The sequence below is a fragment of the Brachyspira sp. G79 genome (assembly GCF_002379365.1).
Taxonomy (GTDB): domain Bacteria; phylum Spirochaetota; class Brachyspiria; order Brachyspirales; family Brachyspiraceae; genus Brachyspira.
Window position 1 is genome coordinate 2,205,871 of record NZ_JQIU01000008.1, and the last position, 18,297, is coordinate 2,224,167.

The following is an 18,297-nucleotide window of genomic DNA, read 5'->3' on the forward strand; positions in this document are numbered from 1 at the left end:
CTTTTTCCCGCCGAAAAATGCACAAATAGTAATCTTTTTGCAAAAAGTGTACAAAAATCAGATAAAGAAATCAATACTCATAAATATTTTATAATCCATAACTTACCGTTTGGCAGGCTATTAATCTTAAAGAGATTAGTAGTCTGCCATTTTTTATTTAACAAAGCAGGAAAAGCTATAAGCTATAAATATAAATAATAATTTTTAAGGAGTAAAAAATGATAAATGAAACATTAGACAAGCAAATTAAATTAAATAACAAAATTAGAGAGCTTGAAGATAAACTCTCTTTAATTCAAAGAGCTAGAGAAGATAAGCTAAATATCACAGATAAAAGCGAAACTTTTGAAGCTCAATTAATACAGCTAGAAAATGAGTTTAATGAAGCTCTAAAATCTTTGTATGAAGAGACTAAAGACAATAAAGAAGAATTAAAAGAGATAGTAGGTAAACTCTGCTATATTATAAAACTTAAAGAGAAAGAAAAAGAATACAATAAAGAGCTTATCGATATAATTCAAAATAAAAATAAATCTATAGAAAAAACAGTAATCAATCTTAAAGATAGTATTTCAAATGTTATGTCTATAGCTAGATTCGTAGAAGATAACAAAGTAAAACAAGAAAAAAGTGTTGTCTGCGGTGCTTATAGAGTATCTACAGCTACTGATAAAGTAGAAATAATAGACAGTGCTTTAATAACTGATGACTACAAAATAGAGAAAGTTTCTAAAGCGAGAGATGATAAAAAGATAAAAGAAGCACTTATAAACGGTGAAAAATTATCTTTCGCTCGTTTGGTAAAAGACATAAGTATTAAAGACATATCAAGAAAAACTCAAGAGGAACAAGAGTAATGAAACTAGATATTGATATAAAAATATACGAAGGTCATTTTAAAAGCACCTATACTGGAAAGAGTATGTTCAAAGATTATAAATTAAATTATAAGCCTAAAAGCATAACAGATTTAATAGAATATTTAAAAAGTAAAAAATATAAAATAGTTGCTTTTGATACTTTTGATTTAATTTCAAAAAATACAATACATATAAGTATCGAAAAACAGGGAAGATGATTAATAAATGAGGGGGTAATCTAATGAGCTTATTAAAAGATATTTTCAAAAAAAGAAAAGAAATAAAATGTGCTGTTTGTGGCGGAGCTATACAAGATAATTTTGCCAAAGGCACACCTTCGGTGAAAACAAAATACGTAAATATTAAAAACTGTTACGGCTTGTATATGATCCACTACGAATGTGATAAAGATAATAAATAGAAGGAGTAGTCATGGAAAATAATAAAGATAACAAAAAAGCAATGACAAAAATTAATAATCAAAACATTACTAGAGTATATCAGTTATCAGATATAAGCAGAATGGCAGACTATATCACAGAAGCAAAAATGTTTGGAGTAAAAAATAAAGCAGAAGCATTTATTTTACTAATGGTAGCTGAAAATGAGGGAATAAATCCTATTCAGGCTAGTATGGATTATGACATTATAAATGGAAAACCTACAATAAAAACTGTTGCTGCTTTAAGAAGATTTTTAGAAGCAGGCGGACAAGTTGAATATAAAGTTTATACAGATAAAGAATGTACTGTTAGAGTTTCTCATAAACAATATGGAAGTCTTGAAGTTACATGGACTATAGAAAAAGCAAGTAAAATAATTGATTATTATGATAAAACAGGAAAACCTCATTATCTTACTGAAAAAATGAATTGGAAAAATTATCCTAGAGATATGCTCAAACACAGAGCAGTTGGAGAAGCCTTGAGAACTATATATCCTCAAGGTATGAAAAACTTGTATACATCTGAAGAAGCCGCTGATTTTAGTAAAGATGGAAACATAGTAGATATTAGTGCTGAACAAATAGTTACAAATGATTTAGATAATAGTAATTATAATCAAGATAAAGATGTTTTTGAGAACGGATATAATCGCTCTCCTTATAAAAAATATGAAGATCAAACTTGGTCAGAAATGGAGACATCTATATTATTATGGCATATTAATGAAAGCCAAATGAAAAATACTTATTCTGAATATTATAAAGAAGCGGTTGCTGAATTAAGAAGAAGAAACAGTAATAATGATAAAAACAAAGAAGTATCTAAGTCAGATAAAAAAGTAGAGGATGAAGAAGTAGAAAAAATATTAAAAGGAAGAGAGTACAGTGAATTAGATTTAAAAGATTTAAAAAAGCTAGCTTTGATTGTAACAGATAAAATCATACTAAAAGTTATATATGATTTAATAGAAAAAAAATAAGTGAATTAGATATAGAAGAGTTAGTAAAAGCTAGAGAATATTATACAAATAAAAAACCTAATGAAAAACTTTTAAATATAGTAACTGAAGTATTAAATAAAAAATTAAGTATATGTCCTACTGGATTATGTAAAGGTGAAGAATGGCATAATCTTTCTACGGATAAATTAAAAACATATAGAAAAGATTATGCTGAAGGAAAACTAATAGGTTATGCTGAAGAATATACTGCTTATATAGATATAATACTTTTAGAAAGAGAAACAACTAATATAACAGAAAATGAACAAAAAGAGACAGCTAAAGAATCAAAATCAGCTAAAACAGTAATAGATGTAGAAGCCAATGAAGACGAAGATCCTTTTTCTACAGCAAGCGATGAAAACTGGGATAATTTAATAGCAGAGCAGGAAGAGAGAGAAAATAATCCGCCTCATCAAATTAATGATGATTTAGATGATTATGACGGTCCTTTATTTTAAGACAATACGGATAGACTGACTCCTTTAACTATATTTATATTTAGTTGGCGGGGGTGAAAGCCCCTGCTGATATAAAAAAGAAAAAAACTTAATAACTCAAAAATAAAAACTTTGGAGGAAACAAAATGAAAAAAGAAAATAACACTAACAAAGAAAAATTACAAAATGAAGAACCTCAGCTTCAGAATAGAACTGAGATAGTTGTTAATAAGGTTGCTAAAAATTGTACTCAAGATATTTTTGAAGAACTTATCAGATATGATAATTATAGAGATGTAGCTGAGGCAATAGGTAACGGCATATACGAAGAGTTAGAAGAAAAAAGTTTTATGACAAATGACTTAGCTTTAAATGAAAAGCAGACAGAAGTTATATCTCAAGTGATATATGACATATCAAGAAAAGCTGTATCTAATTATATAAAAACAGTGAATAAATTAGAAAGAGCAAATAAATTATCTGAAATAATTACTATAAAAATAAAAGAAGTAATAGAACAGGCTCTAGCTTCAATAAGTTATGAGATAAACAGAGGGTTTATTATTAGAGGTGTTGCCGTAAGCTGTAATGCTAAAAGTGATAAACATAATGAGATAGCATTTCAGTATGGTAAAATGGCGGACGCTTCAATACCAACTGCGGCAATATTAATAGCAACTAATGCTGTAGAGGATATAGTAAAATCTATAGCTATAGAAGTTTCAGATGATGTATTAAAAATAAAATACAATGATGAAGTTATAGAAGTAGAACAAAAGGCTTGAGTATGGCAGAAAATAAAAAATACTACTATCTCAAGCTGAAAGATACTTTTTTTGACAGCGAAGAGATGAAAATATTAGAAAGTATGGACAATGGTATTTTGTATCAAAATCTATATTTAAAAATATGTCTAATTTCTTTGAAGTCAAACGGAGCTTTATTATTTAAAGATATGATTCCTTACAATCTCGATATGATAGCAACTATAACTAGAATAAATAAAGATGTTGTAAGAACTGGATTAAATGTATTTAAACAGCTTGGATTAATCACTATAGCAGACAATGAAACTATTTATATGTCTGATATACAAACATTAATAGGTAAAGCCTCTACTGAAAGCGACAGAGTTTCAAAATACAAGAAAAAATTAGACACAATAAAAATTGAAGAAGAAGCTAGTAATAATTTTGTAGAGAATCATGAAAATGATTGCAGTAATTTTGTAGAAGAACAAGAAGAAAACTGTAATAATTCTGTAGAAAAACTACAAAAAAACTACGCTTCGGTTACACCAGAGAGAGAGATAGAGAAAGAGTTAGAATTAGAGAAAGAGAGAGAGAAAGAAAAGCAGCCCCCCTCTTCGGATTTTGATTTGTTTGTTAGAGAACTATGCGTAGTCTTTGAAACTTTCACTGCTAAAACTGCTACTTCGCTTTGCCAACTGGACTGCTATAAAACACCGCAAAAGCAATCTGAACTCAGAAGTTCTTTTGAGACTCGGCGATATGACTGGGTTTCTTGCGTGAAGTTGGCAAAAAAGACTGTTGAGAGTAAAAGCAGGCAGGATTTAAGCACGAGGTGGCTTGACTTCTTGTCTTGTCTTAGGATATTTCTCAAAAACGGCGATGAAAAAAATAACAGCATAAAAAGGCATTACACTGCTGAAGAACTTGCTCAAAGAGAAATAAAACGTCAGCAGTTAGAGCTTGAGAAAAAGAAAAGAGAGGCAGAGGAAAAGCGAAGACAGAAAGAGATAGACAGACAGGAAGCGGAAAAATTAGGTATGACGCTTGAAGAGTATTATGACTATTTAAGCGAGGACGGAGGATTTTTTGAGGAAATTAAAAAATCTATAGCAGAGAAAAAGGAGAAATCAAATGAGCAAAGATAAAAAAACTGAAAATAAAGAAATTATCAAAGAGTTATCAGAAAGATTATCTTGTAATTTTGATTCTGCTTTTATTGATGAAGAGACAAAAAGAAACATGGCTATTAATAAAAGAGTTTTAAGTCAATTAAAAAAATCTTTAAGGGGTGAATAATGGCTAGAACAACTTCAATAGACTGTTATTACAGCAGCATAAAAAACAAATTAGATAATAAGCAATTTAAACTAATTTATGATTGTCTTTTAGAAAAAGGCTCAGCAACAAGGGGGGAAATCGCTCATTATCTAAAAATGGAAAAGTCAACAGTGTCTGCTAGAGTAAATGCTATGCTCAAATACGGTATTTTACAAGAAACAGGCAAAAGGCAGGATAAAATAAGCGGTATTAAAAATTATGTACTTGTTATAAGTGATGAATGGCAAGGAAGATTATTTTAATATTTATAAAAAAGGGGTAGTCAATGAATATAAAAACTAAAAATATAAAAAAACAAATACAAAAAATAAAAAGAAAGTTATTAAAAGACATCATAAAAATAAATTAGATAAAGAGTTTGGAAGAGAATTAGGAGATATTTTTACTGAAGCATTAGGCGAAGTAAAGATTGAAGAAGAGGCTAAAAAATTAAAAGCAGAAGGCAAAACATTGGACGACTTTACTGAAGACGAAATAGTGAACAGATATATCGACTGGACAGTATGGGAAGTTATTCAATTAAAAAAATATATGGCTATACAATAAAAAGGAAATAACAATGGCTAAAAAGACAGTTTATAGATTTAAAAACATTTATGATCATATAAAAGCTGTTTCTTATACTCATACTGTAGCTAACGTATTTTATGATTTTGTGGAAATGTTCGCTTTAGAAATTGCTATTGGAGTTGGTATTGAGGCAGAAAAGAGAATAGAAACATTCAAACGCACTGCCTCAAAATATAGTCAAGAAGAATTGAAACATTATCAGTGCTTTAAAGCTGAAATAATGAATGAGTTCATAAAAAAAGATGGTGAAGAAATAGTATTTCAAGATGTATTAGGAGTATTATTTCATGAATTAGAACTTCAAAATCATTATAAAGGACAGTTTTTTACACCTTATGATGTTTCTTTAGCTATGAGTAAAATTAGTTTAGGGATTAACGGCTATCTTAATAATTTAGAAAATGAAGATTTTATTGAATTATTAGAACCTACTTGCGGGGCTGGAGGAATGGCGATAGCGTCTTGTCAAATAGCTTCGGAATCAAATATCAATTATTCAGCAAAATTGATTTGGACATTACAGGACTTAGATTTGATGTGTGTTTATATGAGCTATATTCAATTAAACTTGATAGGTGCGGCTGCTGTAATTCATCATATGAACTCTTTGAGTATAGAGCATTTTGATACTTTCTACACTTTAGCTTATGTTGCTAATAATTGTTTGGAAAGAGTTAAAGCTAAAAGACAAATAGAAAAGTTTAGAAAGGCTTTTGATTTCATAAAGAATATGGAATACGAAGACAAAGAAGAGAAAGAAAAAGAAACTAAACAAGAACAGTATGTTTTTGATTTTTAAGTAAGGATTTATTTATGTATAACTTTATAGAAGAATATAATAAATGTTTTGATTCTGAATGTAAAACTATCTCTGGAATTATGGGAGATATTTTTAATATGGGTATGACTTACGGATTACTAAAAGCAGAGGAAGAGAGAGAAAGTGAAGCTAATTTTGATGGTGCTATTTGTTATCTCACTGATGAAAAGTTTCAAAGTCCAAGCGTAACTACTAAAAAAAGACAGCCTCATGGTAAAGAATGGTTTAATAAAAGCCATAAAGAAGCCAATAGGTTTTGGAATGGTATTTTAAAGTTCCAAGAACCTGAGCAATATACTTTATTTTAAGGAGTGAAAAATGGACATTAAAGAAAAAGAACAGGAATTTATATTAGAAGAAAGGCGTATAAATAATTTGTATAAAAAAAGTCTAAAAAAATATATAGATGATTTTTATATTTATGTAATTAATTATTTAATGAAAGAGAAAATAGAATACAAAGAAAAGCAGCAATTGAATTATAATATTAAAGAACTCATATTTTTAATAGGAAATTATCAATTAAATATAGCAAGAGATTATAGTAAATATTATGCCTATATACAATATAAGAAAAATAATGGTATAAAAATAGCAGTAAAAATAGAACATTATGATTTAGATGTTGTATTAAATGAAGTAAATAAATTCTTTAAAAAACAAGGAGATTAAATTATGAAATGCGAAGTTTGTCATAAAAATGAGGCTGTTGAGGAAATGGCGTACATTTTAAGCAAAGTTGTACTTGTTGGCGTATGCTCTGCTTGTAAGGAAGATATGGATAACATTTATCATATTCTTAATACAAGATATGAAATAAGAGGAGAAGTAAAATGAGTAAATTAATTCATATAAAAAAATTAGGACTTGCTTTTAATAAAGATGATTTTGTAAGAGTTCATTCATTAGTTAATCCTAAATTAGATATATACGGTATATATATTTATTTTAGAGATGGAAAAAGTGATTTTATTAAATGTACAAGTAAAAGACAAGCAAATCTATGGTGTACTTTAATAGTGAAAAAAATAAAGGAGAGCGAAAATGACAATTGCTGATAGATACGAATTTTTTAATTTAGAAAAGATAGTTGAAGAAATAAGAGATATAGATATTGAAACATTAAAAAATAATATTTCAGCTGAAAAAGATGAGGGGAAAAGATATAACAATCATTTATCTGAAGAAAGAATACAGCAAATAATTATAGCATACCTTGATGATAAAAATATTATCTGTGAGCCTTCTATGAGCGGAATAAGAATAAAATCTTTTAAGACTAGAAAAAAAATGAGAGAACAGGGAGTAAAAAAAGGCTATCCTGATTTGACTATAAAAAAGTTTAATGGAAAAGATACTACATTCTGTTTAGAATTAAAAACAGTAATAGGCAAACTATCTAAAGACCAAAAAGACATACTCAATAGAACTAAAGCCGAGCATATTCCTTGCTCAGTAAGTTATGGAATTAATGACGCTTTATATAAAATTAATAAGTATTTAATGTGTGAGCCCGTTATTTGGGAAGAAAAAGGAGAATAGCATAATGAAAAACTTAATTTTTGCTTTGTTTCTTTGGGTATTATTTTTGTTACAGAATGATACTACTAAAAAGAGAGTATCAGAACTTGAGAGAGAAGTAGCTAATTATGAATATCAGATTTTTCAGTTAAAAAAAGATATTGAATACATGACGAAGTCCGCCTGTGGCGAAAATCCATACTTGGAGGTTTTTTAATGACTAATAGACAAAAAACTCAATATTACTGCTTTGAATGTAGGTTTGCTAAATCTGCATACGGTTCTTTAATTTGTCAGGTATACAGAGGAGCTACTATAGCAACAAATAGAGCTTGTTTGGATTTTGAACTGAAGAAAGATTTTAAGAGAAGAGCTGATAAAAGAAAAAAGAAATGAGGAATATAAAATGAAGATTATTTTTATGTTTTATTTTGGATTTTTATCTATGATTTTTTTATTAGCAGTTGTTGTTTTTTTAATAGCTGATAAAAGAGGAATTGATGTAAACCAGATGTTAAAAAAAGACGATACGAATAAAACTATTCAGCAATTTATATTTCCTTATTTTATTTTATTTTTAATTAATTTATTTATGTATCTATTATCTACTAATTTATAGAGGTTAAAAATGAAAAATAAAACTATAAACAGCCCTTTCTTAATTAAAGTTAAAGGTACTCAAGGCGGTATTGGATATTGTAGGAAACAAATGGTTTGTAATTATTTCAAAAACTATAAAGATAAAGTGAGATTAATTGATGTTGTAAAAAATGATAAGCAAACTATCTACTATATAGAATATTTAGAGAACGCTTTATATCCATTTCCCAAAGATGATAGAGAAATAAAGCAAATATTAAATGGGGATAAATAATGAAAAAGTTTTTAAATGATGAAGAAATTAAACTTTTGGTAAAAGAATATCAAAAAAGCAGAGATATAAAAATAAGAAATAAAATTATAGATAATTATTATTTTTTAGTGAGAAAAATGGCGGAAAAAGTCTATTGTAAATACAAATCTGTCTACAGCAATATAGTTTCTATTGAAGATTTTATACAATGGGGAGTATTAGGACTTATGGACGCAGTAGAGAAATATAATAGATTTGATATTAAGTTTTTAACTTATAGTTATTACAGAGTATTTGGAAATATGATAGATGGAGCAAGAAAATTATTAAAGTTTTCTAAGCGAATAAAAATAAAAAATATTTATATTCTTTAGAAGATTTAGAAGTAATTGAAAATAAAGACGGAGATAAAATAAAAAAAGAAATATATAAAGATAACAGATATAATCCTGAAAAACTTTATTTTGAAAATATTGATAAAACATTATTAGAAGACTTCTATAATCATAATATTTTCTATAATGAAAAAGAAAGGATTTATTTTAAAGAATACTTCTTTCTAAATAATAAAATCAAAGATATAGCTAATAGTAATCAAGTATCAGAAACTCTTATATCTCATGCAGTGAAAGATTTTAAAAATAAAATAAGAAGATATTACAAAGATAATTACTGCTAAAAGGAAAATATAAGATGAATAAAGAAATAATGGAGGTATGTAAACAAATTAAGTTTAACAGTTTTAATAATTATAAAAATTATAATACAACATATTTAGTTCATCTATATTTACAAGCAGAAAGAAAAGAAGATTTTTTATAATGCTGAATTGTTTGCTGATGTAATTATTTTTATATTAAGAAAATATATTGATCCTGATGAAAATAATGATTTTATAAAAAATTATTATTTCATTTATAAAATAGCTAAAGATATAAAAGATTATGACATAAGAAAAATAACAATAGATGATTTGAACGAAGATGTATACAATTATCATAAAGATTTACCATACGGCTATTATTTATGGGATATACATATTAGTAGTTTATTGTCTTTGTTAAAAAAATGTATAATTCATTTAACTTATGAATTAAAAATAAGGAGCTTAAAAAATGATAAAAGAAACAAATGAACAATTTTATAAAAACTTAATAACAAATTATAGCAATATAATAAAAGGCTATGAAGAGCTTACATTTAAATTAGAAGAAAAAAATCAAAAGTTATTTATCGAAAACCTGAACTTAAAAGATTTAAACGAGTTTTATAAGAGAAATATTTTAAGACGAGCTAAAAATAAATTAAAAGATTTTATAGGAAATGCTGTAGATAGCATTGATATTAACATTGAAAAAATATTGATAGTTGATAATGATGTCAGAGTTTTTTTAGATGAGGCAGGCGGTTTTGCTTTTTATATATCATATAAAGGTTCTTGTGTTTATGAAGATAACAATAGCTATATTACCGATAAAGCTAATGAAATAGAGAACCTATCAGACAAAGCTAAGTTTTACTATGATAACAGGGTTGAATTAATAAGTATTTTAAGAGAGTTTATGATTTATTCAGATAAGTTTTGATAAGGATTTAAATAATGAATAATATACAATTTATAGGATTACAAAATGAATATTTTAATGTAGCAGAGAAATTTTATAGAGAATTATATAATCAATTATTGGATAAATTCACATATTATAGATATGGTAGAGAATATAGTCTAATAAGATTAAAAAATTATATTGAAATTACAAGCAATACAAAAATATTTAAAGTTTATATATCTAATAATATGTTAAAACCTTGCTATATATTAGAAGTGTCTGATAATCTTGAAGAAAGTACAGTTGAAACAGAAATAACAAAAACGTATAAAGATATAGGAAGTTTTACTACATTGTATAATATAATACTTAAAGAATTAGAGATTAATAATGAATGAGGCATTTGTTATGCGTAATGCTGAAGAAATATTTACTTATTTGAAAATAAGAAAAGACTATTTATAATTAGGAGGCAGTATGGCATTAGATAAAGAGTTATTAGAAAAGTTGAATCGTATAGAACCAAGAATAAAAATACAAAATAAGTATTTTGAACTTAATTATAATTCTATAGGGAAAAGGAAAGTATGGAAATATAAAGAATTAGAAAAAAATAATTGAAAATAATAAATAATTATGGAAAAAACTAAACATTGTTATAAAAATTGTTTATTTGCTGAAAACAATACTTGTTTACTTTCTAAATGTATACAAAATAACAGTTTATCAGAAATAAAAACAAAAAAAATAAACAAACATAAGCATTATAAATCTAATAAACGCATTAGTTTACCTAAAAAAAAGAATATCCGAAAAAATGCCAGAAGTTTTTTTTATGGAATATCAAAAGAAAATTTCTACAAAATAGGGTATTATTCTTCAAGTATCAAAGAAGCCGCCGAGAAATTAGGAACTTCAGCGTCTCATCTCAAATGGTTTTTGTACAGCGATATTATTACTTATAATCAAGAAAAAAAAGAAGAGCGTATAGAAAGAATATGTGCTTTTCTCGACGGACAAAACGATGCTAAAAAGGATAAATTAAGGCTCAATAATGAATAAACAGCGATAAACTAACTATAGTATAAATCTTTTTTTCATTCATTATTGTATTATTTTTTTATGAGTACAATCGCTTATAGGGAAATGATACAAGGACTAATCGACGGAAGTCTCAAATCACCTCAAATATACGAGGAAAGTTTCTATATAAAATTAAGAATTACAGGAACAGGTATAACTGAAAGATATAAAGAAGATGAAAACGGAGAAGTTATATTTGATGATGAAAATAATCCTGTAGTTTATAAAATAAATAGATTAGAAGATGAATTTTTGTCAAATAAGTTCTTAAAAGCCTGTGTTGGAATACCTGTTTTAATAGAACACCCAGACAGTAAATTGTTAAACGGCGAAAACTATAAAAATCATGTAGTTGGAAATATAGTTGCCGCATATATAAAACCTGAAATAAAAGAAGTATGGGGCATAGCAAGAATATATGACCCTGAAGTCTTAAAATTAATCAATGAAAAATTAAAATCTACTTCACCAGCCATAAAAACTAAAGAAATCAAAAACAATGGAAGCGACATCGTAGAAGAAGAGTTTGAATATATAGATCATTTAGCTTTAGTAGTTGATGGGTACTGGGATAATTACAGCGAAAAAGCTATTCAAATAGATAGTCTTAAAAGAATTATGCCTAATTCTAATGAAAATATAAATAATAAAACAGACGAGAAAAATCGAGTGCCTGATGATTTTAATCATCAGGAGCCTGTTACGAGATTTTTTGAGGCAGCAATGAAGGAGGATAAAATGCCTGAAGAATTAAAAGAAAAAAAAGAAGAAATTAAAGAAGAGGTCAAAAAAGATGAAAGTATGGAAGAAGTTGAAAATGAGGAAACTCAAAAGATAGCTTCCATAGAATCAAAGTTGGACCAGCTTATTTCTATGCTTTCTAACAAGGAAAGCATAAAAGAAGACGGAGAAGAAGGAAGCCCTGAAGCTATGGCTACAGAGAAAAAACAAGGTGTTACATTAGATGATATAGCTTCAAAAATCGATATGCTTATTTCTCAAATTGCTAAAAAAGAAGGCAAAGATGAGAAAGAGGATATGAATGAAGAGTTATCGAAAGAAGAAATAGTGGCTGATGAAGAAGAGACTATCGAAGATGAGGAAGAGAAAAAAGTTATGGTGGATAGAGCCTATAACTTAGCATCTAAATACAAAGAGGAAGGCGTAAAGTATGTAAAGGAAAGAGAACATGATACCAAGTATTCTTATATAGAAAGATTCTTAAAATCTAATTCATCTTTGTTGTCAGATAAGTTCAAATCTCTTTTTAGCGGCAATAATAAAGTAACTAAAGACAACTACGCATTAGCTGTCGACTGTGTAACAGATATTCAAAAAAATATAGAAACCAAAGCAAAACAGGAATTAAAAAAGAATAATGACAAGCCTGTTTGTGTCTTTGATGACGGCAAAGTAAAAAGATTTAAAAATGTATTTTAATGAAGGAGGGACAAATGGATAATATATATGCAGGCAATACTGGATTAGCAAAAGGAAATGCTTTTTCTTCTGCCACAGGAGTGGCGTTATGCGGATTTGTACAAAATCAGTACGATTTATCAGCAAATACTTTACAGGCAAAAATAGGTTCTTTAGAGCCTAATACATTGCTTCCATGTACTCCAGTTGTTATAAAAAATGACAACACAGAGGCTAATGGTACAGACAATATGACAGGGTTTAATCCAAAAACTTTTGTTATTAATAAAGCTGTTGCTGCTTCAAGCGATGTAATAGACGGATTTATACTTGAAAGTCCGCAGAATATGGTTGACAATTCAGGTAATGGAGGACTTCCTTTGCCTCACGGTATAGTACCTATTGGAAAAATAGGAAGCGGTATTCAAGTATTTTTACCTTGTAATGCTAATTTGGTAGGAGTAGCTTTATCTACTGCTTTGTATTGGGACCCAACTAATAATGAGCTTACAACTTCTAATACTTCTACATGTGCTTTGACAGGGGTACAGCTTCTTTCTTCTGTAGTAAATGGGAAGAAAAGAAAACTTAATGTAGACACTGTAGAATGGACAGATGTTACATGTGTTTTGGTAAAACTATAAAATAAAAAAGGAGAACAAATTATGAGTATGAACTTTGAAAGAATATTTCCTCACGCTAAGGCTCCGGGCATTATAGGGAAATTGTATGAGAGTATAGAGTATAATGCTGTAATTGGTAAAAGAACTAATTATGGAACAAGAGGAGATGATGTATTGTATGTAATGTTAGCAGACAATATAAGTGCTAACACTGTAGTTGGAGGCTCTTCAATTTGGAGAAAAGATATACCAAAAAATGACGGAACACTCAGACAAATGGCTGTTCCTTATTATGAAGTACAAACATCTTTTACAACTAATATTAATGAAGAAGCTAAGTTTGATAAGCTAGGTGCTGGTAAAAGTTTAGTTGAGTTTAAAAAAATTATCTCATTACAGGCTATGGCACAAAGAAGAGCACATATAACATTCTTTGGAGCAGACGCTTCAGAAAATCAAGGGCTTTTTAATGCTGCTTCAGAAACTACATCTTTACCTGCCGATAGTGCTTCAAATAATAAATTGACAACATATATACCGGGCGAATTAATGGAGTTTTTAGTTTCTCAAGCAAGAGAATTGGGAAATCTTTCTTGGAATATGTTAAAACCTATAGTTATAGTAGCTCCAATAGACGCTATAAACTATATAAGAAGTAAAATCGTACCGCTCACTGCTTATCAGGAGAAAGGAGCAGGTACTTCTTCAATAGCTAAAATATTTGAAAATGTAGTTTATGATATGAATGGACTAAATGTTAAATTAGTTCCTTGTTCATATATGAAAGGGAAAGGGGCAGGCAATACTGATGTAATGCTTATGCTTGCTCCCGGTGTTGAAATACCTGAAGAAGATAGAGACTCTACTGGTTACTTTAATACTGTTAGTGCTGATGATTACGTCAATACTTTTATTGATGACGCTTTAGAGTATGAAGAATACCAAAACCCTGAAATGTATCAATCTCATGAATGGGTTATAAACTCTATTTATACGCCTGCTTATACTGTAAGAGCAGACGCTATAAGAGCCATAGAATATAATTATGCATAAGGAGGAATAAATGAGTTATACTGTAGAAGTGAGCAATGTAACAGGCAAAAATAGAAACTTTCCTTTAAGAAGATTGGACGCTAAAGGAAACGGCTATACTCAGGATTTCAAGATACCTGCTTATGCTTTAAATCATAAACTCACCTTTGCTAGTGAAGATGAGTACAAAAAATGGGCTAGCAATTATGAAGCGTATATTTCAGGTAAAAATGCTATTATAAAGGTTGGAAAGTCAAATGGTAATGCTTTAGAAAAGCAGAATAAAGATGTAGAGAAAGAAGAGGCTAAAAAGGTACAGGAAGACCAATCAAAAATGAAAGCAACTGATGAAGACGGCGGAATAAAAATAGAAGTAGAGAAAATGAAGAAAGATGAGGGTAAAAAATAAATGACCTTAGATTATGATTCTTTTTTGAAGTGGGCTTTAATAAAAGAGCCTACTTTAAAAGAGAAAGATCCTTTAATTGAAACTCCAGAAGATACTATTCCAACAACTTTTGGAATTAGTGAGTATACATATCAGCAAACAACTTTAGCTTATGAAGAGGCATTGAATAGATGTGCCTCTTTAAAGCGTTATATGAGGGATTATAATTATATTAATTTAATTTTTAATTATGCTCTGCATATATCAATAGTTAGCTCTTCTTTTGCTGTGAAAAAAGATGAGAATGGAGATATTTGGAATGAACCGCACGCCTGTGCCCCTGTGGGGACTGAAGCTTTACAAAAACTTTATGTTCAATACGGCGTTTATGACAGTACGGCTGGAATAATTATATCTTCTTCGTCAGGCGGTTCTTCTGCCTCATCTACTTTGCCTAAAAGCGTATCGGAAGGCGATTTGGAGACTTCTTGGCTTATGAGTACGCCGTACGGAGTACAGGCTGAGATGTATTTTGAACAGATGAACGGAATAATAATATAAAAGGAGTGAGCCGAAGCCAAATAATGACGAAGTCGGTATTTAATCATAGGCGTAGGCGAACATAGTAATAATGGACGCATTAGAAGTTTTAACTTTTTTAGAAAAAGATTCTATTCACAATAATGCTTCAAATTATTATGATGAAAAAGATAATGAAAAAACAGTCTATGAAATAGCTGTTGAACTTGAAGAGAAATATCATGTAGTATCTAAGTTTTTAGAAAAATACAAAGATGATATTTCTTTTTTTATTGCTAAAGAAAAAAGTTATTCTGCTTTACACCCAAATGAAAGCGATAATTCAAATATCGTAATAGCAAACCATATAAAAGGGTTATGGCTTGATTTTATGGAGAAAGGGGAACACGGGATAATGACTTTAAGATCCAAAAGAACGGGGACAGTAGGACTTATTGATACAGGAGAATATTATCAAAGTATGGAAATAAATTATAACGGGGAAAGCAGTAATGAGGGACTTAATTATTTTAGTTAAAAGGATATTAAAGAATGAGTGAACTTTATTCTATAGGATTTGATTTAAGTGCTTTAGAGAAAGCATTTAAAATGTCTGAGAAAATAAAAACTAATTTAAGCGGATTTCAAGAATTATCAAATAAAAATACTAAAAATAATTCATCAGATTTTTCTAAAAATATAATTGATTCTAATAAAGGCTTGAAAGAGCAAAATAAATTATTAGGGGTTAGTTTACAAAAATTAAATCTTATTAGATTAGTTTCTAGTAAAATAAAATGGGGAGCTTTAGCTGCAGCAGGTTTGCCTATGGCTGGTATTACAGCAGGAATTGCCGCTATGAACGGAAGTTTATCTACAAATACAAGAGCTAAAAACATAGGTCTTGATTTTGGAGAATCTAATGCTTTGAACTTTGCGGGTAAAATGACAGGTATAGGTGAAGATACTTTAATATCATCTATAGAAGGACTTACAACTTCTTTATCAGATTATTCAAAATGGGGCAATTTCGCAAGTTTAGGACTTAATGCCTCAGATTTAAAAAATAAGAACCCTACTGAGGCACTTTTTGAAGTCCTTGAAAGTATGAAAGACAGCGACCTGCCTAAATACTTAAAAAAACAAATTATTGATAGTATAGGAATACCTTTTGACCAATTCCAATTCGTATTAGAAGAGGGGACAGGAGAAATACAGAAATATTTTAAAGAAGGTATGGGAATGTTTGGAGGAAAAAGCGGGGAATCTTTAATGGAAGGCGAAAGAGCATTAATACGCTTTACTACAATATTAAAAGATGTTTCGCAAAATATAGGCGGGAAAATAGCACCTGCTCTCACAACTGGATTAAAATTGATTACACCTTATATATATAAATTAGCTGATAGTTTTACTTGGCTTTTAGGTAAAGTATTTACTAAAAAAAACTTAGATATGATGTCTAGTTTTTTTAATTCTATTGGAAAAATTGGAAGTGATTTAGTATCTAAAGGCATAGATTTATTTAATGGTGGAAAAGATTTTTTTAGTCAAATGTTCAAAGGGTTTAGCATTGATACTGAAGGGTGGACAAACGTATTAAAAGAATTATCAAAAGGATTTTTAGATGGTATCAGCAATTTATGGGATATTTTAAAACCTAATTTAATAGCAATAGGGCAAAGTTTAGTTAACGTATGGAAAACAATAGAACCTGATTTAATAGATTTTATTAAATGGTTTCAAAAAGATATTCTGCCAACTGTTATGACTATAGGCGGAACTTTTATTAATATAATGGGGAAAACTATAAAAAAAATTATAGATGACTTTAAGTGGTTTTGGAATGCTATAAAACCTATATTAAAACCTTTAGGAAATGGAATAAAAGTTTTTGGTCAATTTATGAGCGATATATGGAAAAAACTTGATGAATTAGGAATAGATAAATTATTAGCTGATTTAATTAGCCCAATATCAAAATTAAAAGCTGTATTTGAGGCAGTTGAAGGCTTAAAAGAATGGTGGGATAATTTTAAGTTAAATGCAAATAATATTTGGGAAATTATAAAAAATAGCTTTATCGATATTTGGGAGAAGGTGAAAATAAGTTTTTCTAAAATATTTCTTAGTATAGATATGGGACTTGATAGTTTTATTAGCGGATTAATGGAACTTGGAATAGGAGGAAAAACTATAGGTGATATATTTGGTTATTCTGGTCCTAAATATAAAGCTGAAAATGGTTGGTGGAAAATAAAAGATGAAAAAGGCGATTATCAGTATCTTGGTAAGAATGGAGGAATATCTCAATATCCTGAAAAAAGAGTAAATGACGCTATTATTACAAAAACGGGGCAAGTTGTAAAAACAGATCCTCAAGATTACATTTTTGCTATGAAACAGCCTCAAAAATTAGCTTCTTCGGGAGCAAGTGGAGGAACATATAATATAAATATTAATGCTAATGTACGTAATGATAATGATATACGAAAAATAAAGAACGAATTAGAGAAACTAATAAAATCTTTTAATTCTAAAAGGTAATTACCATTCTTTTTTGCCTGTGTACTTTTTGGCTAGCCCTTTTTTTATCAAATATTGCCCCACATCAATATCATCGGCTTTTACACTTGCTAACACTCTAAAATATTTATCACGTCCTAAATTGTATAAAACTATCTTTTTGCTTGAATACAACAAAGTTTCTAGTTCAAACTTGGCTTTATAGGCTATGTCTTTAATAGCTTTTCTACTATCATCAAGCTCTGGAGTGTCTATGCCTCGTATTCTGATAGCTATTTCTTCTCCAAACACGGCGGGAATATTTTTTATATTAACAACAAAAGTATCGCCGTCTCTTACTCTGACAAGCTCAAAATTGGTTATCTCTCCTTTATAAGTTTGAGAGTAGGCTAAATTAAAAATAAGTAAAAATATAAATAACTTTTTCATAAATACATCATACAAATAATAAAGTATATAAAAGGTTTATACATTTTTTTTATACTTTCACAACAGTTTATAAGCGGTTTTTTTGATTTTTTTTACTTAAAATTAGGAATTATAAAAGTGAAAAGTAT

At 28.5% G+C, this 18,297-nt stretch carries 34 protein-coding genes; 33 read left to right on the forward strand and 1 reads right to left on the reverse strand.

Annotated features, from left to right (window positions below):
- The 33 genes from KQ44_RS14610 to KQ44_RS11255 all read left to right on the forward strand — a co-directional run.
- Nucleotides 1-198, forward strand: a 198-nt coding sequence (locus KQ44_RS14610; protein ID WP_205676568.1) for a hypothetical protein, incomplete at its 5' end; no start/stop codon positions are given.
- A gap of 20 nt (nucleotides 199-218) precedes the next feature.
- The gene (locus KQ44_RS11120; protein ID WP_096737453.1) at nucleotides 219-857 is read left to right on the forward strand and encodes a siphovirus Gp157 family protein; all 639 of its coding nucleotides are present in this window, start codon (nucleotides 219-221) and stop codon (nucleotides 855-857) included.
- A complete protein-coding gene (locus tag KQ44_RS11125) occupies nucleotides 857-1,078 on the forward strand; it encodes a hypothetical protein (RefSeq protein WP_096737454.1) in 222 nt (73 codons plus the stop codon). The genes KQ44_RS11120 and KQ44_RS11125 overlap by 1 nt, the downstream gene beginning before the upstream one ends.
- A 23-nt stretch (nucleotides 1,079-1,101) precedes the next feature.
- Nucleotides 1,102-1,281: a hypothetical protein gene (locus KQ44_RS11130; protein ID WP_096737455.1), complete on the forward strand. Its 180-nt coding sequence runs from the start codon at nucleotides 1,102-1,104 to the stop codon at nucleotides 1,279-1,281.
- An 11-nt stretch (nucleotides 1,282-1,292) separates the two neighbouring features.
- Nucleotides 1,293-2,285 (forward strand): recombinase RecT, encoded by a 993-nt coding sequence (locus KQ44_RS11135; protein WP_096737456.1) that lies wholly within the window; start codon nucleotides 1,293-1,295, stop codon nucleotides 2,283-2,285.
- 607 nt (nucleotides 2,286-2,892) lie between these two features.
- Entirely contained in the window at nucleotides 2,893-3,531 is a 639-nt protein-coding gene (locus KQ44_RS11140; RefSeq protein WP_096737457.1) for a hypothetical protein, read from the forward strand.
- Nucleotides 3,532-3,533: 2 nt separating this feature from the next.
- Complete coding sequence (locus KQ44_RS11145) at nucleotides 3,534-4,643, forward strand: phage replisome organizer N-terminal domain-containing protein (protein WP_096737458.1); 1,110 nt, start codon at nucleotides 3,534-3,536, stop codon at nucleotides 4,641-4,643.
- Nucleotides 4,630-4,794: a hypothetical protein gene (locus KQ44_RS14475; RefSeq protein WP_168171273.1), complete on the forward strand. Its 165-nt coding sequence runs from the start codon at nucleotides 4,630-4,632 to the stop codon at nucleotides 4,792-4,794. The genes KQ44_RS11145 and KQ44_RS14475 overlap by 14 nt, the downstream gene beginning before the upstream one ends.
- A complete protein-coding gene (locus tag KQ44_RS11150; RefSeq protein ID WP_096737459.1) occupies nucleotides 4,794-5,078 on the forward strand; it encodes a winged helix-turn-helix transcriptional regulator in 285 nt (94 codons plus the stop codon). Before KQ44_RS14475 ends, KQ44_RS11150 begins: the two co-directional genes overlap by 1 nt.
- A gap of 317 nt (nucleotides 5,079-5,395) precedes the next feature.
- Complete coding sequence (locus KQ44_RS11155; RefSeq protein WP_096737460.1) at nucleotides 5,396-6,205, forward strand: N-6 DNA methylase; 810 nt, start codon at nucleotides 5,396-5,398, stop codon at nucleotides 6,203-6,205.
- Between the two features lie 14 nt (nucleotides 6,206-6,219).
- Nucleotides 6,220-6,534 carry a hypothetical protein gene (locus tag KQ44_RS11160; RefSeq protein ID WP_096737461.1) on the forward strand — a complete coding sequence of 105 codons (315 nt, stop codon included), beginning with the start codon at nucleotides 6,220-6,222 and terminating at the stop codon, nucleotides 6,532-6,534.
- 10 nt (nucleotides 6,535-6,544) lie between these two features.
- Complete coding sequence (locus KQ44_RS11165; RefSeq protein WP_096737462.1) at nucleotides 6,545-6,898, forward strand: hypothetical protein; 354 nt, start codon at nucleotides 6,545-6,547, stop codon at nucleotides 6,896-6,898.
- Nucleotides 6,899-6,901: 3 nt separating this feature from the next.
- Nucleotides 6,902-7,063: a hypothetical protein gene (locus tag KQ44_RS14480; protein ID WP_168171274.1), complete on the forward strand. Its 162-nt coding sequence runs from the start codon at nucleotides 6,902-6,904 to the stop codon at nucleotides 7,061-7,063.
- Complete coding sequence (locus KQ44_RS11170) at nucleotides 7,060-7,284, forward strand: hypothetical protein (protein WP_096737463.1); 225 nt, start codon at nucleotides 7,060-7,062, stop codon at nucleotides 7,282-7,284. The genes KQ44_RS14480 and KQ44_RS11170 overlap by 4 nt, the downstream gene beginning before the upstream one ends.
- Nucleotides 7,271-7,768, forward strand: coding sequence for a VRR-NUC domain-containing protein (locus KQ44_RS11175; RefSeq protein WP_096737464.1), 498 nt, complete (start codon nucleotides 7,271-7,273; stop codon nucleotides 7,766-7,768). Before KQ44_RS11170 ends, KQ44_RS11175 begins: the two co-directional genes overlap by 14 nt.
- Nucleotides 7,769-7,772: 4 nt before the next feature.
- Nucleotides 7,773-7,964: a hypothetical protein gene (locus KQ44_RS11180; RefSeq protein WP_096737465.1), complete on the forward strand. Its 192-nt coding sequence runs from the start codon at nucleotides 7,773-7,775 to the stop codon at nucleotides 7,962-7,964.
- Nucleotides 7,964-8,143: a hypothetical protein gene (locus KQ44_RS11185; RefSeq protein ID WP_096737466.1), complete on the forward strand. Its 180-nt coding sequence runs from the start codon at nucleotides 7,964-7,966 to the stop codon at nucleotides 8,141-8,143. Before KQ44_RS11180 ends, KQ44_RS11185 begins: the two co-directional genes overlap by 1 nt.
- A 10-nt stretch (nucleotides 8,144-8,153) precedes the next feature.
- Nucleotides 8,154-8,366, forward strand: coding sequence for a hypothetical protein (locus KQ44_RS11190; RefSeq protein WP_096737467.1), 213 nt, complete (start codon nucleotides 8,154-8,156; stop codon nucleotides 8,364-8,366).
- A gap of 9 nt (nucleotides 8,367-8,375) precedes the next feature.
- A complete protein-coding gene (locus KQ44_RS11195) occupies nucleotides 8,376-8,621 on the forward strand; it encodes a hypothetical protein (RefSeq protein WP_096737468.1) in 246 nt (81 codons plus the stop codon).
- The gene (locus tag KQ44_RS11200) at nucleotides 8,621-8,974 is read left to right on the forward strand and encodes a sigma factor (RefSeq protein ID WP_096737469.1); all 354 of its coding nucleotides are present in this window, start codon (nucleotides 8,621-8,623) and stop codon (nucleotides 8,972-8,974) included. The genes KQ44_RS11195 and KQ44_RS11200 overlap by 1 nt, the downstream gene beginning before the upstream one ends.
- 319 nt (nucleotides 8,975-9,293) lie before the next feature.
- Nucleotides 9,294-9,422 carry a hypothetical protein gene (locus tag KQ44_RS15475; RefSeq protein ID WP_276307044.1) on the forward strand — a complete coding sequence of 43 codons (129 nt, stop codon included), beginning with the start codon at nucleotides 9,294-9,296 and terminating at the stop codon, nucleotides 9,420-9,422.
- A 7-nt stretch (nucleotides 9,423-9,429) separates the two neighbouring features.
- Nucleotides 9,430-9,735 (forward strand): hypothetical protein, encoded by a 306-nt coding sequence (locus tag KQ44_RS11205; protein WP_096737470.1) that lies wholly within the window; start codon nucleotides 9,430-9,432, stop codon nucleotides 9,733-9,735.
- Entirely contained in the window at nucleotides 9,716-10,186 is a 471-nt protein-coding gene (locus KQ44_RS11210; RefSeq protein ID WP_096737471.1) for a hypothetical protein, read from the forward strand. The genes KQ44_RS11205 and KQ44_RS11210 overlap by 20 nt, the downstream gene beginning before the upstream one ends.
- A 14-nt stretch (nucleotides 10,187-10,200) precedes the next feature.
- Nucleotides 10,201-10,548, forward strand: a complete 348-nt coding sequence (locus KQ44_RS11215; protein ID WP_096737472.1) for a hypothetical protein — start codon at nucleotides 10,201-10,203, stop codon at nucleotides 10,546-10,548.
- Between the two features lie 79 nt (nucleotides 10,549-10,627).
- Nucleotides 10,628-10,771 (forward strand): hypothetical protein, encoded by a 144-nt coding sequence (locus KQ44_RS14485; RefSeq protein ID WP_168171275.1) that lies wholly within the window; start codon nucleotides 10,628-10,630, stop codon nucleotides 10,769-10,771.
- Nucleotides 10,772-10,786: 15 nt separating this feature from the next.
- Complete coding sequence (locus tag KQ44_RS11220; protein ID WP_096737473.1) at nucleotides 10,787-11,212, forward strand: hypothetical protein; 426 nt, start codon at nucleotides 10,787-10,789, stop codon at nucleotides 11,210-11,212.
- An 84-nt stretch (nucleotides 11,213-11,296) separates the two neighbouring features.
- Nucleotides 11,297-12,673: a DUF2213 domain-containing protein gene (locus tag KQ44_RS11225; RefSeq protein ID WP_168171276.1), complete on the forward strand. Its 1,377-nt coding sequence runs from the start codon at nucleotides 11,297-11,299 to the stop codon at nucleotides 12,671-12,673.
- A 14-nt stretch (nucleotides 12,674-12,687) separates the two neighbouring features.
- Entirely contained in the window at nucleotides 12,688-13,296 is a 609-nt protein-coding gene (locus tag KQ44_RS11230) for a hypothetical protein (RefSeq protein WP_096737475.1), read from the forward strand.
- A 21-nt stretch (nucleotides 13,297-13,317) separates the two neighbouring features.
- Nucleotides 13,318-14,328, forward strand: a complete 1,011-nt coding sequence (locus tag KQ44_RS11235; RefSeq protein WP_096737476.1) for a major capsid family protein — start codon at nucleotides 13,318-13,320, stop codon at nucleotides 14,326-14,328.
- A 10-nt stretch (nucleotides 14,329-14,338) separates the two neighbouring features.
- Nucleotides 14,339-14,716, forward strand: coding sequence for a hypothetical protein (locus KQ44_RS11240; RefSeq protein ID WP_096737477.1), 378 nt, complete (start codon nucleotides 14,339-14,341; stop codon nucleotides 14,714-14,716).
- The gene (locus tag KQ44_RS11245) at nucleotides 14,717-15,256 is read left to right on the forward strand and encodes a hypothetical protein (protein ID WP_096737478.1); all 540 of its coding nucleotides are present in this window, start codon (nucleotides 14,717-14,719) and stop codon (nucleotides 15,254-15,256) included. It begins immediately after the preceding gene.
- Between the two features lie 70 nt (nucleotides 15,257-15,326).
- The gene (locus KQ44_RS11250) at nucleotides 15,327-15,752 is read left to right on the forward strand and encodes a hypothetical protein (protein ID WP_096737479.1); all 426 of its coding nucleotides are present in this window, start codon (nucleotides 15,327-15,329) and stop codon (nucleotides 15,750-15,752) included.
- A gap of 14 nt (nucleotides 15,753-15,766) precedes the next feature.
- Complete coding sequence (locus KQ44_RS11255) at nucleotides 15,767-17,761, forward strand: hypothetical protein (protein ID WP_096737480.1); 1,995 nt, start codon at nucleotides 15,767-15,769, stop codon at nucleotides 17,759-17,761.
- Here the strand turns inward: KQ44_RS11255 and KQ44_RS11260 are convergent, their stop codons facing one another.
- A complete protein-coding gene (locus KQ44_RS11260; RefSeq protein WP_096737481.1) occupies nucleotides 17,762-18,169 on the reverse strand; it encodes a thermonuclease family protein in 408 nt (135 codons plus the stop codon). It lies immediately after the preceding gene.
- Nucleotides 18,170-18,297: the final 128 nt, after the last annotated feature.

Excerpts from the sequence above, each read along its gene's own strand:
- KQ44_RS11120 (WP_096737453.1), top strand. The coding sequence starts at position 219 with ATGATAAATGAAACATTAGACAAGCAAATTAAATTAAATAACAAAATT.
- KQ44_RS11125 (WP_096737454.1), top strand. The coding sequence starts at position 857 with ATGAAACTAGATATTGATATAAAAATATACGAAGGTCATTTTAAAAGC.
- KQ44_RS11130 (WP_096737455.1), top strand. The coding sequence starts at position 1,102 with ATGAGCTTATTAAAAGATATTTTCAAAAAAAGAAAAGAAATAAAATGT.
- KQ44_RS11135 (WP_096737456.1), top strand. The coding sequence starts at position 1,293 with ATGGAAAATAATAAAGATAACAAAAAAGCAATGACAAAAATTAATAAT.
- KQ44_RS11140 (WP_096737457.1), top strand. The coding sequence starts at position 2,893 with ATGAAAAAAGAAAATAACACTAACAAAGAAAAATTACAAAATGAAGAA.
- KQ44_RS11145 (WP_096737458.1), top strand. The coding sequence starts at position 3,534 with ATGGCAGAAAATAAAAAATACTACTATCTCAAGCTGAAAGATACTTTT.
- KQ44_RS14475 (WP_168171273.1), top strand. The coding sequence starts at position 4,630 with ATGAGCAAAGATAAAAAAACTGAAAATAAAGAAATTATCAAAGAGTTA.
- KQ44_RS11150 (WP_096737459.1), top strand. The coding sequence starts at position 4,794 with ATGGCTAGAACAACTTCAATAGACTGTTATTACAGCAGCATAAAAAAC.
- KQ44_RS11155 (WP_096737460.1), top strand. The coding sequence starts at position 5,396 with ATGGCTAAAAAGACAGTTTATAGATTTAAAAACATTTATGATCATATA.
- KQ44_RS11160 (WP_096737461.1), top strand. The coding sequence starts at position 6,220 with ATGTATAACTTTATAGAAGAATATAATAAATGTTTTGATTCTGAATGT.
- KQ44_RS11165 (WP_096737462.1), top strand. The coding sequence starts at position 6,545 with ATGGACATTAAAGAAAAAGAACAGGAATTTATATTAGAAGAAAGGCGT.
- KQ44_RS14480 (WP_168171274.1), top strand. The coding sequence starts at position 6,902 with ATGAAATGCGAAGTTTGTCATAAAAATGAGGCTGTTGAGGAAATGGCG.
- KQ44_RS11170 (WP_096737463.1), top strand. The coding sequence starts at position 7,060 with ATGAGTAAATTAATTCATATAAAAAAATTAGGACTTGCTTTTAATAAA.
- KQ44_RS11175 (WP_096737464.1), top strand. The coding sequence starts at position 7,271 with ATGACAATTGCTGATAGATACGAATTTTTTAATTTAGAAAAGATAGTT.
- KQ44_RS11180 (WP_096737465.1), top strand. The coding sequence starts at position 7,773 with ATGAAAAACTTAATTTTTGCTTTGTTTCTTTGGGTATTATTTTTGTTA.
- KQ44_RS11185 (WP_096737466.1), top strand. The coding sequence starts at position 7,964 with ATGACTAATAGACAAAAAACTCAATATTACTGCTTTGAATGTAGGTTT.
- KQ44_RS11190 (WP_096737467.1), top strand. The coding sequence starts at position 8,154 with ATGAAGATTATTTTTATGTTTTATTTTGGATTTTTATCTATGATTTTT.
- KQ44_RS11195 (WP_096737468.1), top strand. The coding sequence starts at position 8,376 with ATGAAAAATAAAACTATAAACAGCCCTTTCTTAATTAAAGTTAAAGGT.
- KQ44_RS11200 (WP_096737469.1), top strand. The coding sequence starts at position 8,621 with ATGAAAAAGTTTTTAAATGATGAAGAAATTAAACTTTTGGTAAAAGAA.
- KQ44_RS15475 (WP_276307044.1), top strand. The coding sequence starts at position 9,294 with ATGAATAAAGAAATAATGGAGGTATGTAAACAAATTAAGTTTAACAGT.
- KQ44_RS11210 (WP_096737471.1), top strand. The coding sequence starts at position 9,716 with ATGATAAAAGAAACAAATGAACAATTTTATAAAAACTTAATAACAAAT.
- KQ44_RS11215 (WP_096737472.1), top strand. The coding sequence starts at position 10,201 with ATGAATAATATACAATTTATAGGATTACAAAATGAATATTTTAATGTA.
- KQ44_RS14485 (WP_168171275.1), top strand. The coding sequence starts at position 10,628 with ATGGCATTAGATAAAGAGTTATTAGAAAAGTTGAATCGTATAGAACCA.
- KQ44_RS11220 (WP_096737473.1), top strand. The coding sequence starts at position 10,787 with ATGGAAAAAACTAAACATTGTTATAAAAATTGTTTATTTGCTGAAAAC.
- KQ44_RS11225 (WP_168171276.1), top strand. The coding sequence starts at position 11,297 with ATGATACAAGGACTAATCGACGGAAGTCTCAAATCACCTCAAATATAC.
- KQ44_RS11230 (WP_096737475.1), top strand. The coding sequence starts at position 12,688 with ATGGATAATATATATGCAGGCAATACTGGATTAGCAAAAGGAAATGCT.
- KQ44_RS11235 (WP_096737476.1), top strand. The coding sequence starts at position 13,318 with ATGAGTATGAACTTTGAAAGAATATTTCCTCACGCTAAGGCTCCGGGC.
- KQ44_RS11240 (WP_096737477.1), top strand. The coding sequence starts at position 14,339 with ATGAGTTATACTGTAGAAGTGAGCAATGTAACAGGCAAAAATAGAAAC.
- KQ44_RS11245 (WP_096737478.1), top strand. The coding sequence starts at position 14,717 with ATGACCTTAGATTATGATTCTTTTTTGAAGTGGGCTTTAATAAAAGAG.
- KQ44_RS11250 (WP_096737479.1), top strand. The coding sequence starts at position 15,327 with ATGGACGCATTAGAAGTTTTAACTTTTTTAGAAAAAGATTCTATTCAC.
- KQ44_RS11255 (WP_096737480.1), top strand. The coding sequence starts at position 15,767 with ATGAGTGAACTTTATTCTATAGGATTTGATTTAAGTGCTTTAGAGAAA.
- KQ44_RS11260 (WP_096737481.1), bottom strand. The coding sequence starts at position 18,169 with ATGAAAAAGTTATTTATATTTTTACTTATTTTTAATTTAGCCTACTCT.